General features: G+C 73.0%; 10 protein-coding genes. 8 read left to right on the forward strand and 2 right to left on the reverse strand.

Going from position 1 to position 13,905, the window contains the following annotated elements; all coding sequences use genetic code 11:
• Nucleotides 1-53: 53 nt before the first annotated feature.
• The 3 genes from HUV60_RS15600 (at nt 54) to HUV60_RS15610 (ending at nt 5,172) form a co-directional block, all read left to right on the forward strand.
• Nucleotides 54-1,547 carry an SCO6880 family protein gene (locus HUV60_RS15600; RefSeq protein WP_257850678.1) on the forward strand — a complete coding sequence of 498 codons (1,494 nt, stop codon included), beginning with the start codon at nt 54-56 and terminating at the stop codon, nt 1,545-1,547.
• 245 nt (nt 1,548-1,792) lie between these two features.
• Entirely contained in the window at nt 1,793-3,349 is a 1,557-nt protein-coding gene (locus HUV60_RS15605; protein ID WP_443047522.1) for an ATP/GTP-binding protein, read from the forward strand.
• Nucleotides 3,346-5,172 (forward strand): type IV secretory system conjugative DNA transfer family protein, encoded by a 1,827-nt coding sequence (locus HUV60_RS15610; RefSeq protein ID WP_257850676.1) that lies wholly within the window; start codon nt 3,346-3,348, stop codon nt 5,170-5,172. The genes HUV60_RS15605 and HUV60_RS15610 overlap by 4 nt, the downstream gene beginning before the upstream one ends.
• Before the next feature lie 22 nt (nt 5,173-5,194).
• Here the strand turns inward: HUV60_RS15610 and HUV60_RS15615 are convergent, their stop codons facing one another.
• Complete coding sequence (locus tag HUV60_RS15615; protein WP_257850675.1) at nt 5,195-6,718, reverse strand: DUF418 domain-containing protein; 1,524 nt, start codon at nt 6,716-6,718, stop codon at nt 5,195-5,197.
• Nucleotides 6,715-7,107 (reverse strand): hypothetical protein, encoded by a 393-nt coding sequence (locus tag HUV60_RS15620; protein WP_257850674.1) that lies wholly within the window; start codon nt 7,105-7,107, stop codon nt 6,715-6,717. The genes HUV60_RS15615 and HUV60_RS15620 overlap by 4 nt, the downstream gene beginning before the upstream one ends.
• A 240-nt stretch (nt 7,108-7,347) precedes the next feature.
• Here HUV60_RS15620 and HUV60_RS15625 point away from each other — a divergent pair, with 240 nt between their 5' ends.
• From HUV60_RS15625 to HUV60_RS15645, 5 genes are all read left to right on the forward strand, one after another.
• Entirely contained in the window at nt 7,348-8,382 is a 1,035-nt protein-coding gene (locus HUV60_RS15625) for a C40 family peptidase (RefSeq protein WP_257850673.1), read from the forward strand.
• A 102-nt stretch (nt 8,383-8,484) separates the two neighbouring features.
• The gene (locus HUV60_RS15630) at nt 8,485-9,006 is read left to right on the forward strand and encodes a DUF4913 domain-containing protein (RefSeq protein ID WP_443047306.1); all 522 of its coding nucleotides are present in this window, start codon (nt 8,485-8,487) and stop codon (nt 9,004-9,006) included.
• Nucleotides 9,007-9,184: 178 nt separating this feature from the next.
• A complete protein-coding gene (locus HUV60_RS15635) occupies nt 9,185-10,072 on the forward strand; it encodes a hypothetical protein (protein WP_257850672.1) in 888 nt (295 codons plus the stop codon).
• A gap of 162 nt (nt 10,073-10,234) precedes the next feature.
• The gene (locus HUV60_RS15640; protein WP_269441192.1) at nt 10,235-11,950 is read left to right on the forward strand and encodes a hypothetical protein; all 1,716 of its coding nucleotides are present in this window, start codon (nt 10,235-10,237) and stop codon (nt 11,948-11,950) included.
• Between the two features lie 236 nt (nt 11,951-12,186).
• Complete coding sequence (locus tag HUV60_RS15645; protein ID WP_257850670.1) at nt 12,187-13,839, forward strand: glycosyl hydrolase; 1,653 nt, start codon at nt 12,187-12,189, stop codon at nt 13,837-13,839.
• Nucleotides 13,840-13,905: the final 66 nt, after the last annotated feature.

The raw sequence follows: 13,905 nt of genomic DNA on the forward strand, positions 1-13,905 counted from the left end.
CCCCGCCCCCGCCCCCGTCACCCGATCACTGAACGAAGGGAAAACGGACCCTCATGTCCACGGAAGCCGTCACCCATCCGACCTACGGGAACTGGCGCCGTCCAAGGCGTCCGGGACTCGGTCCGCTCGGACTCGTCGGCACCTTCGGTGTCTTCGGCGGGCTCGTCCTCACCCTGCTCGCGTCCCTGATCTCGCTGTACGCGGCGATGGTCGTGTTCGTCCCCATCGCGGTGTTCCTGGTCCCGCTCGCCATCCGCACCCAGGACGGCCGCAACGTCTACCAGCTGATCGCCCTGCGCATCGGCTGGCGGCGACGCAGGGCCAGGGGCGCGCACCTGTACGTCTCCGGGCCGCTGTCCGCCCGGCCGGGCGGCCGGTTCCGCCCGCCGGGGCTGCTCAACAAGGTCTCCGCGACCGAGGGCCGGGACGCCTACGACCGTCCCTTCGGCGTGCTGCACCACCCGAACCGCAACCTGTACACGATCGTCCTGGGCTGCGACCCCGACGGCGGTTCCCTCGTCGATCCGGACCAGGTCGACGTGTGGGTCGCCCTGTGGGGCGAGTGGCTGGCCCGCCTGTCCCACGAACCCGGGCTGCGCGGCGCGTCCGTGATCGTGGAGACCGCCCCCGACCCGGGCACCCGGCTCGCCCACGAGGTGCTGCCCCGCATCCGGCCGGACGCGCCGGCCGCCGCCCGTGCCGTGATGGAGGAGGTCGTCGAGCGCTACCCCACCGCGTCCTCCGAGATGCACACGTACGTCAGCCTCACCTACGGCGTCCCCGCGGGCCAGAAGCGGAAGAAGGAGGACGTGATCACCGACCTCGCCATCCGCATCCCGGGCCTGCTCAGCGGTCTGGTCGCGGCCGGCGGCGGGGCCGCGTACCCGCTGTCGGCGGAGCGGATCGCGGAGGTCGTGCGGGTCGCCTACGACCCTGCCGTCTCCGCCGACGTCCTCAACGCCCGCGCCCAGCAGGGCGGTACGGGCCTGGAGTGGGACGACGCCGGGCCGGCCGCCGCCGTCGAGACCGTGGGCAGCTACCAGCACGACTCGGGGGTGTCCCGGACCTGGCTGATGACGCTGGCACCACGCGGCACCGTACGGTCCTCGGTGCTCCGGGGCATGCTGGAGGCGGCGCCCGGCACGCGGCGCAAGCGGGTCGCGCTGGTGTACCGGCCGATCGACCCGGCCACCTCGGCCCGGATCGTCGAGGCGGACCGGCGCAGCGCCCAGTTCATGGCGACGTCCGGCCGGGGCATGGTGCAGGCCCGCGCGGCCTCCGAGATACGGGCGGCGGAGCAGACCGCTACCGAGGAGGCGTCGGGCGCGGGGCTCGTGGAGTTCTCGCTGATGCTGACCGTCACCGTCGACACCATGGACCAACTGGCCGACGCGAGCGTCACGGTGCGCAACCTGACCGCGGCCTCCCGGGTGCTGATGCGGCCCGCGGACCGGATGCAGGCGGCAGCGTTCAGCTGCACGCTGCCCGCCGGGATCCTCCCGTGGGAGCAGACCCTGATCCCGCACGAACTGCAGGAGGCGCTGTGAGCCGCCGCGACGAGAAGAAGGCCGAGCTGGCCGACCGGCTGGCGGAGCAGCGGGCACGCGCGGAGCTGGAGGCGAGGCGTCCCGGAGCGGGGTCCCCACGGCCGGAGAAGGCCGGGCGCAAGGGCCGCGTGAGCCGTACGGAGCGCAAGGAACGGGAGAAGCGGGAGAAGGCCGGGCTCGGCGAGGGCGGCGGCAGGCAGGGCGGGGGCGGGAAGACGGCCGCTTCCCGCCCCCGCGAGCCGTACGTGCCGCCACGCGGCTGGTACGGGGCCGGGGGCGGGCGGGTCGGCTACCTGGATCCGCCGACCATGTGGCGGGCCACCACCGTGCAGGCGTGCGGCATGTGGCCGTTCGCGGCCGGTTCCGGCTCACCCATGACGGGCGTACCGCTGGGGCAGCACCTGTTCACCGGGGCCACGGTCTGCGGCGACCCGCTGAACTGGTTCACCCGGGCCCGGTACATCTCCAACCCGTCGCTGTTCATGCTCGGCATGCCGGGTCTGGGCAAGTCCACGCTCGTCAACCGCATGCTGATCGGGCTCTCCGCCACCGGTGTCGTCCCGCTGGTCCTCGGCGACCTCAAGCCCGACTACGCCGACACGGTCCGTGCCCTCGGCGGCCAGGTGATCTCCATCGGCCGCGGCCGGGGCGGCATCAACGTCCTCGACCCGGGCGCCATGGGCGCGGCGGCGGCCAGGATCGGCGGCGAGGCGGGCGAGGTGCTGAAGGCCGAGACGCACGGCCGGGTGCTGAACATGGTGGCCGCGCTCATCACCATCGTGCGCGGCCGGCCGATGGACGACCACGAGCAGTCGGTGCTCTCCGCCGTCCTGCACCACCTGCGCGAACGCACCCCGCCCGGCCGGACCGTGCTGCTGCCGGACGTGCTCCGGGTGCTCACCGAGGGCCCCGACCGGGTGCGCGCGGTCACCCTCGACCGGGGGGACGACGCCCGCTACCGGGACGCCGTCGACCCGCTGCACCGCTCCCTGCTCGGCATTCTCGACGGCCCGCTCGGCGACACCTTCGCCTCCGAGACGTCCACCCGCATCAACCCGGACGCTCCGGCGGTGTGCATCGACATCTCCGGCATCGGTGAGGCCGACACCCAGCTGACCGCCGCCGCGATGCTCGCCGCCTGGTCCGACGGGCTCGGCACGGTGGCAGCCTCGCACGCTCTCGCGGACTCCGGGCTCGAGCCCCGGCGCTGGTTCTTCACCGTGCTCGACGAGCTGTGGCGCCCGCTGCGGGCCGCCTCCGGCATCGTCGACCGCATCGATGCCCTGACCCGCCTCAACCGTTCCCTCGGCCTCGGCGACGCCAAGATCACCCACACGCTCAAGGACGCCGAGGCGCTCAGCAGCGACGCCGACCGGGCCAAGGCGCGCGGCTTCGTCGAGCGGGCCGGGATGGTGGTGTGCGCGGGGCTGCCGAAGGCGGAGATGGAGGACCTCGGCAAGGTGGTGGGCCTGTCCCGGCGTGAGATCGAACTCGTCTCCTCCTGGTCCTCGCCGCCCGGCTGGGGTGTCTCCGGCGACCATGGGGAGCCGCCCGGCCGGGGCCGCTTCCTCATCAAGGTCGGCGGACGCCCCGGCATCCCCATCAAGGTCGCCATCACCGACGCCGAACGCCGGCTGCACAACACCAACACCCGGTGGACGCCGAACGAGGAGCGGGTCGAGCGGGCGGTCGAGCAGGAGCTCTCCCACACCGCCGCGCAGGTGGCACGGGCCGCGCAGGAGGGGGCGTACGCGACGCCGGGCGGCCCCGGCGGTCCGGGCACCGGGGGGTGGCCCGCATGAGTGCTCCGGGCACCGGTTCCCTGCACGACCAGCTGCCGTGGGCGATCGTGGCGGTCGCCGGTACCGGCCTGACCATGTTCACCGTCGCCTGGTGCGGCGGGACCCTCGGGTCCGGGCTGTCCGGCAACGGCTGGGACAGCCCTCCGTTCGCCATGTCCACCGTGTCGCAGCTGGTCTCCGACGGACCCGCCGGCCTGTGGCCCGGGGCCCCGGCCGCCGCCCTCTACGCGGGCATGCTCGGCCTGCTGACGCTCCTCGCGCTGCCCGTCGCCCTCGTCGTACGCCTCGCCCTGGGCCGGTCCGGCCGCACCAAGGGCCTGGCCGGGCGCCGCGAACTCGCCGCCATGTGCCCCAAGGGCATCGAGGCCCGCGCCCGCGAGCTGCGCCCCACCCTGAACGGCCGCGACCGGCTGCACCCGGACGAGACCGGCAACCTCCTCGGCGACCTCAGCCCCAACGGTCCCGAGCTGCGCAGCAGTTACGAGGACGTGGAGCTGGACCTGATGGCGCCGCGGGCCGGCAAGTCCACCGGCATCGCCGTCCCCCGGGTGCTGCGCGCCCAGGGCGCCGTCCTGCTGACCTCCAACAAGTCCGACGTGTACGCCGTCACCCGCGCCGAGCGCGAGAAGGCGGGCACGGTCTGGACGTTCGACCCGCAGGGCATCGCGCACACCCCGCGCGCCATGTGGTGGAACCTGCTCGGCGAGTGCCACACCATCGAGAGCGCCCGCCGCATGGCCGGTCACTTCGTGGCGTCCGTCAACGACGACACGGCGAAGAAGGACTTCTGGATCTCGGCCGCCCAGAACACCCTCACCGCCCTCTTCCTGGCCGCCGCCCGCAGCCGCACCCCGATCCACGAACTGCTCGGCTGGCTCGCCGACCCCGCCGACCGCACCCCGGTCGACCTGCTCCGCGACGCCGGCCTCGTCGCGATGGCCGAGCAGCTGCAGGGCACCGTGCGCGGTGCGGTGGAGACCCGGGACAGCATCTACGAGACCGCCCGCCAGACCGTGTCCTGCCTGCTCGACCCGGAGATCCTCGCCTGGGTCTCGCCCGACCCGGAGCTGCCCGAGTTCCGTCCCGACCTGCACGTCCTCGGTCAGGACACGCTCTACCTGCTCTCCAAGGACGGCGGTGGCTCCGCCGCCGGCGTCATCGCGGGGCTCGCCGACGCGACGCTGCGGGCGGGCGTGGTCGCCGCCGAGCGCATGGGCGGCCGGCTCGACCCGCCGCTGACGGCGGTCCTCGACGAGGCCGCCAACGTGTGCCGCATCTCCGATCTGCCCGACCTGTACTCGCACTTCGGCTCACGCGGCATCAACGTCGTCACGCTGCTGCAGAGCTACCGGCAGGGCGCCCGGGTGTGGGGCGAGGTCGGCATGGACGCGCTGTGGAGCGCGGCGACGATCAAGCTCCTCGGCGCGGGTCTGGACGACGCCGACTTCGTGCAGAAGATCTCCACGCTCGTCGGCCAGCACGACGTGCGCACCCCCAGCATCTCCCGTGGCAAGGAGGGCACGTCGCGGTCCTACTCCTACCGCCAGGAGTCCATCCTGCCGCCGGACCGCATCCGCGCCCTCCCCAAGGGCACGGCGCTGCTCCTCGCCACCGGCGTCAAGCCGGCGCTGATCCGGCTGCGCCCCTGGTACAAGGAGCCCGGCGCCGCGGCGATCTCGGCGGCCGCGAAGGCGGAGACGGCGGCCATCACGGAGCGTGCCGCGCGCCGTCTCCTGCCGGGGCTGGGGGATGTTCCGGGCGGGACGGAGGCGCCGGGGCTGCCGGGCGCGTCGGGGGTGACGCTGTCCAAGCCGGTGTACTGACCCGGTGCGGGGAGGTGCCGGGTCAGCGGGACGGAGGCAGCGGGGCTGCCGGGCCCTCAGAGGGCTCCGGGCGCGCAGAGGGCGCCGGGGGTGACGCTGTCCAAGCCGGCGCACTGACCCGGTGCGGGGAGGTGCCGGGCCAGCGGGACGGAGGCAGCGGGGCTGCCGGGCCCTCAGAGGGCTCCGGGCGCGCAGAGGGCGCCGGGGGTGACGCTGTCCAAGCCGGCGCACTGACCCGGTGCGGGGAGGTGCCGGGCCAGCGGGACGGAGGCAGCGGGGCTGCCGGGCCCTCAGAGGGCTCCGGGCGCGCAGAGGGCGCCGGGGGTGACGCTGTCCAAGCCGGCGCACTGACCCGGTGCGGGGAGGTGCCGGGCCGGCGGCCCAGTGCGATCGTACGCAGGACCAGCTCGGCCGGCCCGTACCGCACCCGGTCCATCAGCCGCACGCTGACGGCGAGCTGGACGGCGTAGAGCAGTACGCACCCCGCGAGGACGGCGACCGTGCCGGCCCGGTCGTACAGTCCTAGCCCGTACCCGGTGAACACGCAGGCGAGGACGAGCGACTGGGTGAGGTAGTGGCTGAGTGCCATGCGTCCGGCGGCGGCGAGCACACCGGCCGCCGCCGGGACGCGGGCCTCGCGCCGCAGGAGCAGCAGGAGCAGGCCGCAGGCGTACGACGCCGTGAGCGCCGGCGCGGTCAGCACCGTCACCGCCTGCCCGACCAGGAACCAGCGGTTGTCCAGTGGCCCGCTCGCGCAGCAGGCGGCGGCCACACCGCCGGCGAGGCCGGGCGGCAGCAGGCGTACGACGGCCCGCCGCAGCCACACCCGGTCCCGGCCGCGCCGCTCGGCCAGCCGGGACTTCGCCGCCGCGAGCCCTGCCAGGGCGGCGGCCAGCATGGCCGGCGCGTACAGCAGATCCGTGGCGATCACCGCCGGCAGTTCGCGCAGACGCGCCTCCAGCACCGATCCGGCGTCGCCCCGGTACGCGGCGACGGTGTCGGCGACGCGGGGCGCGTACTCGACGGCGGTGACCGGCTCGGTCAGCGCGACGGTCAGCAGCCCGTACCCGAGCAGCAGCGCCGACAGCACCACCAGCAGGCCGGCAGCGAGGTACAGCGCGGCCCGTGCGGAGATGCCGCGCAGCCCGTACAGCACCAGCGCGATGACGGCGTACGTGGTCAGGATGTCGCCGGGATACAGGAGGACGGCGTGCGCGGCCCCCAGGACGAACAGGCCCGCGGCGCGCCGCAGATGGCGCGGGGCGAAGGCGACGCCCGCCCGCCGGGCGGACCGGGACTGGAGGACGAAGCCGTAGCCGAAGAGGAAGGAGAACAGGACGTAGAACTTGGCCGTGACCAGCGCGGTCACCGCCCACGCGGCACCCCGGTCCAGTGCCGAGGCGCCGGGCCCGCCGCCGAAGGCCGTGTACGGGCCCGCCATCAACTGGGCGTTGACCACCAGGATGCCGAACAGGGCGAACCCGCGCAGCACGTCGAGTTCGCCGACGCGCCGGGGGCGGTCGGGTGGGGGCCCGGCCGGCCTCACCCAGCCATCACGGCCCCGGCGCCGAACGCCAGGGGGGCGGACAGGAACCACCCGAACGACGGCGCCAGCAGATGTCTGGACGTCCACAGCCTGGCCTGTGTGGGACGCTCCCGTACGTACACGACCGGCACGTTGTCGCCGACCGGGGGCACTCCGTAGAACGGCCCGCACCGTCCCGGATCGAGGACGAGGTCTCTGCCGAGGTGGTCGGAGAACATGACGAGCCCGCCACGCCGCCGGTCGGCCGCCTTCCTCGGCGTCACCCACCCCATCACCCGCCGGCCGCGCGCCCACAGGGCCGCGGCCGTCGCCGCTGCCCGGACCGCGGCCAGCAGAAAGCCGAGGCCGAGCCCCGTACACAACGCGAGAAGCACCAACTGCGCGTTCATACCCATCCCTTCGCCCAGGTCCTGCCGTCCGGTGCCCTGCGCGCACAACGGCCGGCGAGGTCGCCCCGGTTCATCCGGTCGCGTTCCGCCCGCTTTGAACCTCCGGACGGACCGGCCCCGTTGTGTGGGCGACCCATGACACCCCCCCGCATCCCCGCATCCCCGCATCCCCGCATTCCTGCATCCCCGCATCCCCGCATCCCTGCCCATGCGGCGCCTACGAAGGGAGCCACAGCCCACATGAGACGGACCCCGCGCGCACACGGCCACCGGACGGTGGCCGTGGTCACGACGGCTCTCGCTCTGACGGCGGCGCTCCACCAGCCCGCCAGTGCCGAGCCGGCGACCCTCCCCGAGGTGCGTGCCGAACTCGACCGCCTCTACCACGACGCCGAGGTCGCCACGGAGAAGTACAACGCCGTCGACGGCGAGGTGACCCGGCAGAAGAAGCGCGTCAGCACGCTCAAGGCCCAAGTGATGTCGACGGAAAAGAAACTGACCCGCCTCACCGAACTGGCCGGGGTGGCGGCCCGCACCCAGTACCGCGGTGGCGGTGTCCCCGCCGAGGTTCAGTTCGTCCTCGCCGACAACCACGAACGTGCCCTGGACAACGCCTCCCTGGCCCGCCAGGCGCACCGGGGAACGAACCGTGTGATGACGACCCTGGCCAAGACCCAGGAGGAGCTGCGCACGCGCAGCGACGACGCGGACGACGAACTGAAGCGGCTGCGCAAGAACCGCAGATCCATGGACTCCCACCGCACAACGATCCAGGCCCGCATCGACGAGGCACAGAAGGTGGAGTCGCGGCTGGCGGAGGAGCAGCGCCGTGAACTGGCCGCGCTCGAAAGGGAGACCGCCGACGAGGCCCAGGCGAAGTGGGTGGAGTCGGGCGTCCTCGACACTGCTGGCACCGAGGGCAGCAGCGCGGGCAGCAAGGCCGTCGCCTTCGCCACCCGTGAGCTCGGCAAGCCCTACGTCTGGGGCGCCGAGGGCCCCGACTCCTACGACTGCTCCGGCCTCACCTCGCAGGCATGGCTGGCGGCGGGCGTGGCCATCCCGCGCACCTCGCAGGAGCAGTGGCGCCTGCTCCACCGCGTCCCGGTCGCGGACATGCGCCCCGGTGACCTGATCATCTACAACGCCGACGCCACCCACGTCTCCCTCTACATCGGCGACGGCCGGATGATCCACGCCCCGCGCCCGGGGCGCTCGGTGACGGTGGCGCCGGCCGGGTCGCTGGAGATCCTCGGGGTGGTGCGGCCCGACGCGTGAACCTCCCGTCCGGGGACAGCACGTGGAACGCGCACCGGCCGCCGCCCCGGCACCGAGCACCGATCTCCCAGCCGCCACACCACGCACCACCAGAAGGGCGCCATGTCCACCACCCAGTCGACCCACTCCGAGGTCTCCGCAGCCGGGCGACCCGACGCCGCGCCGTCCCAGGGGGCCGGCAGCGGTCCGGCGACCCCGGCCCCCGGCGAGAAGCCCTCCGCCCCGCCCCGCTTCATCCTCTACCTGGACGGACCCGCGTACGCGCAGACGCTGCGCCAGCTGACCCTGTGGACGCACCACGTGCTGCTGCCGGTCTACGGCAGGGAGGTCACCTCCCAGTCCCCCTGGTGCTCCGTGTGGTGGGAACACCCCGAGGCCGTGGCCCAGTTGCACGGTCTGTGGCTCGCCTGGGGGGATCTCACCGGCCCCGGTTCCGACATGACCGGACCCGCCATCTGGCACCGCGACTACATGTCGTCGGTCATGGTCACCCTTCGGGACCCGCAGGGACCGTTCGCGGGCTGCAAGCCCGGCATGCACCGCCCGAAGGAGAAACCCGTCGTCGAGGCGATGGACCCCTTCGGGCCGCCGCCCCCTCCGCCGCCGCCGTCCCCGTGGTCCTGACGGAGCCGTGCGGGGTACCGCTCCGGCAGGTGGTACGTGCGGGCGGAAGGTGATGAACCGTCTGCCTCGGCAGCCGCGTTGTGGTTGCAGAGCGGAGTAAGCATCCGGTCGGCGGAGCCGGACCCGGCACCGTCACAGGCTCCGTGCGGAGCGATCACCTCCCGGAAGGAAGGGTGACATGGCAGGATCCACCCACTCGGACGACAGCGCCAATTCCAACGCCAGTTCCTACGTGTCCGTCAGAATCAGTCAGGACAGAAGGGGGACATGGGCCGAGGTCTCCAGCAAGCCTGCCCCGGACAACGCGCCTCCGCTGTTCGCCGGGGCCGGAACCGGCGTGTACGACCGAACCAACCAGCAGTTCTACGCGGTCAACACGGACAACCCGCAGGGCAGCCAGGTCGCGCGGTGGAGCAATAGTGCGGCGCAGTGGGTCGCGGATAACAGGTCCCGCATCGCGAAGGCCCTGGTCGACGTCGCCCCGACCCTCATCCAGGGCGCCTCCACCTTTGCCCCCGGCAGAGCGGGAACGATCATCAACGGCGTCGGCATCGCCGCCCAGGGCTTGGTGGCCGGCCATGAGCTCTACGGCCAGTACCAGCAGCACCGCTCGGGCGGCCACGTCGACGGGGTCCAGGTCAGCACGAGCCTCGGCCGGCTGGCATCCACGGCTCTGAACACGTACGCGGCTGTGGGCGACCAGGAGTCCGACACCACCAAGATGGTCGGCGGAGCGGGCTCCTGGGTGGCCGGCGGCGCGACCATGGCCGACATCATGCACCACGCCCACACCGATCCCGGACGGGTGGCGCAGGACCCCGGTTACGAGATGTACGGAATACACCGCAACCCGCCTCTCGGTAACCAGCCGGGCCAGTACCCGCCCGGGTACAACCCTGCCTCGCCGCCCCCGTCCTCCACGTCGTCCCTGCCGGCCTCGGCCAACAACGCTCCGGCCGGGAACTTCAACCCGCCCAGCAGCTCCACGAAAACCAGCAGGGCACCGGTGGAGCCGCTGTCGAGTAAGGCTCAGGGCAAGAAGCCCGAACGCCGGAAGCGCAAGTAGCCGCACCGCTCCGTACCGGCCCGGCACAGGGCGGCCGCGTCCTTGGGGGAGGCGCGGCCGCCGTGCCGTGACCCGCCGGGGCGCTTCACTCGTTGAACCGTTGCCCCCGGCCCACCCGTTGTCGCTTCGTGTCCGAACCTCCGACCTGAGAGAGGGGGCACCGTGGCGGATGACAACGCGGCCTCCCCGAGCCGGAACCGGTTGACCAAGGAGCGCCCCGAGGTCGGACTGGCGCGTGACCAGGTCAAGACCGAGTACCGCCTGCGGGACGAGCGTCGCGACAACGGGCGGGACCCGACCGACACGGCGGGCCTCTGGAACCGTCTGGCGGCCGAGCTGCGCCGGCTCATGGACCGTCTGACGGGCCGGTCGCAGTCGGCGGCGACCCCGGCCGGCGGGGACTACGCGTCCGTCGGCGGACGGGAGGCCGACCGGTCCGAGCCGTGGCCGCCCGTCCCGGCACAGAGGCCGGCGGAGAAATCGTCCGAGATGTCCTCGGCGCAATCGGCGCATCCGGACGTGGCGCGCCTCGGGGAGAGGATCGGCCGGCTGTCGACGCTCCAGCACGAGGCCTTCGAGGACGCGGTTCTCCACCTGGTCAGGACCGACGCGAACTGGCAGAAGGCGTTCGAGCAGTCCCCCGAGAGCATGCCGACCGTCGCCCGGTACGCCGCCAACGCGTACATGCGGGAGTCGCTGCGGGAGACGTCCCAAGGTGTGGACCCGCCTCAGCGGGAAAGGACTCCGGCGCAGGACACCGCACTGCGGACCACGCCGGTCACGGCCACGAACGCCTACACCGACAGCAGTACGCAGACAGACATGAACACGAGCACGAACACTGCTGCCCCCACCCTCACCGCCACCGAGGCCATGGAGGCCGCCCGGGACCGGATCATGGCCGCCGACGCACAGCAGTTCGCGGCGCTGCGCGAGCGCTGGGAGCGTCCGGCTTCGCCGGAGCGGTCGGACGCCGCACTGGCAGTGGCACCAGTCGTGGAGCAGGGCCGGAGCGGCTTCGAGGGGCTCCGCCGGAACGGGATGGCCGACGGCCAGGCCTTCCAAGCAGCCCAGCAGACGCAATGGGAACGCCTCGGCACCACCCCCACCTTCACCCCCAGTGCCCAGGACGCCTTCGACGGACAGGCCTTCCGCGCCGCCGAGCAAGCCCAACGGGAGCAGCTCGGCACCAGCCCCACCCTCACCCCGCGCCCCGCCGACGCCTTCGACGGCCAGGCCTTCCAAGCAGCCCAGCAGACGCAATGGGAACGCCTCGGCACCACCCCCACCTTCACCCCCAGTGCCCAGGACGCCTTCGACGGACAGGCCTTCCGCGCCGCCGAGCAAGCCCAACGGGAGCAGCTCGGCACCACCCCACCCTCACCCCGCGCCCCGCCGACGCCTTCGACGGACAGGCCTTCCAAGCAGCCCAGCAGACGCAATGGGAACGCCTCGGCACCACCCCCACCTTCACCCCCAGTGCCCAGGACGCCTTCGACGGACAGGCCTTCCGCGCCGCCGAGCAAGCCCAACGGGAGCAGCTCGGCACCAGCCCCACCCTCACCCCGCGCCCCGCCGACGCCTTCGACGGACAGGCCTTCCGCGCCGCCGAGCAAGCCCAACGGGAGCAGCTCGGCACCACCCCCACCCTCACCCCGCGCCCCGCCGACGCCTTCGACGGACAGGCCTTCCAAGCAGCCCAGCAGACGCAATGGGAACGCCTCGGCACCACCCCCACCTTCACCCCCAGTGCCCAGGACGCCTTCGACGGCCAGGCCTTTCTCGCGGCCGAGCGGGCCGCTCAGCAGACCGGACGGGCCGCCCACGCAGGCGGCCCGGTGGGCAGCGCCCCCACGAGCGCGCCCCCGAGCCCCGTAGCGCCCCTGGCGCCGTCCGCACCCCTGCCGTCCCTGCTCAGCGGCGACGGGCACGCGGCCCTGCGCAGCTCGCTCGAGTCGCTCGCCCCCCTGCGCTCCCCCACGGCCCCGGGCAGCAGCGACTCACCGACGAGGTCCTCCAGCCCGGCGCCCGTTAGAGCCCACACCACCACACGCACGAACTCCCAGCCGAGAGGACGGAAATGACATACGTCGCCCCACCAGGAGGCGTGATCCATGCGTAGACCCCTCATCCACAGGCCCGTCCTGCGCAGGCCCGTCCTGCGCAGACGCACCTCGTTCCTGCTGGCACTGCTCCTGGTCGCGGTCGGGGTCACCGGCACCGCCCTGCTGATCCAGAACCAGCGCTCGGACGACGTGAGCATCGCGGGCACACCGGCCGCCAACGCCGGCGAGCACACCGTCACCTTCAAGAACACGACGGGCCAGCGGATCTGGATCGGCAGCACGGTCAACGCCGACGGGTCGGCCGAACTCACCGGGCTTCCGACGCTGGACCCGGGCCAGTCGGCCACCATCACGATCCCCGAGAACTCCGGCGCCGGACACTGGCGCGGCAAGTTCTTCGCCCGCGAGGGCTGCACCGGCGAGGAGGGCAGCACGTTCCACTGCGCCGTCGGCGACTGCGGTCCGTACTCCGACCGGTGCTCGACCGGTGAACAGCCGACCGGACTGGCCGAGTTCAACTTCGACCCGAAGGACAGCCTGGCGCCCTGGTACAACGTCAGCTATGTCAACGCCGTCGCGTCGCCGATCACCATCACGCCGGACGGCGTGACACCGCCCGAGTCGGGCGAGTGCACGTCGGCGGGGTGCGTCGAGGACCTGCTGGCCGCCTGCCCGGCCGACAACCTGGTCAAGGACGAGGCCACCGGCCGGGCGCTGGTCTGCGTCAACCCGAACCGGGACGCGAAGACCCCCTACAGCGACGCGCTGGCCGGCAAGTGCCCGACCGCGTACAGCTGGTCCAAGCACGACACCGAGCAGGGCAACCAGGTCGTGTACCAGTGCCGGCAGTGCACCGGCATGACCGTCACCTTCCACGGAACCGGCGAGGCCGCCGTCCGGACCGACGACAACGCCGCGTCCCCGCCGGCTCCCGTGGTCACCGAGCAGTCCCGCGAGGGCGGCACCACCCCGGCCGCCTCCCGCAAGGGCATCAGCCTCAACCCCGTGGCGGGTGCCTCCGAGGCCCTGGCCGACTCCGGTTCGTCCTGGTTCTACAACTGGGCCTCCTCCAGCGACGGTGTCACCAAGCCGGAGGGCGTCGAGTACGTCCCGATGATCTGGGGCCCCGACTCGGTCACCGACGCCCAGCTGGGCCAGGCGGCCAAGGAGGGGAAGGTGCTGCTCGGCTTCAACGAGCCGGACCATCCGGGCCAGGCCACCATGTCGCCCGAACAGGCGCTGGACCTGTGGCCCCGGCTGGAGTCCACCGGTCTGCGCCTGGGCGCGCCCGCGGTCGCCTCCGGCGGGGACCTCGAGGGCGGCTGGCTGGACCGGTTCATGAAGGGGGCCGAACAGCGCGGTCTGCGCGTCGACTTCATTCCCCTGCACTGGTACGGCGCCGACTTCGGCCCCGACGCCGTCGACCAGCTGCGCGGCTATCTGCAGGCCGTGCACGACCGCTACAACAAGCCGGTCTGGCTCACGGAGTACGCCCTGATCGACTTCTCCCAGGGCACCCCGCGCTACCCGAGTGAACAGGAGCAGACCGCCTTCGTCCGGTCCTCGACCAGGATGCTGAACGGCCTGGACTTCCTGGAGCGCTACGCGTGGTTCGTGCTGTCCACCGAGACCCACCGGACGGGGCTCTACGACGGGGCGGTCGCCAACGCGAGCGGGCGCGTCTACCGCGAGGTGCGCTGAGGTGGGTCGAGGTGCCCTGAGGTACTGACGCGCTGAGGCACCCGCCGCGAGCAGCACGGGGACGGT

Origin of the sequence: Streptomyces sp. KMM 9044 (genome assembly GCF_024701375.2) — a bacterium.
Taxonomy (GTDB): Bacteria; Actinomycetota; Actinomycetes; order Streptomycetales; family Streptomycetaceae; genus Streptomyces.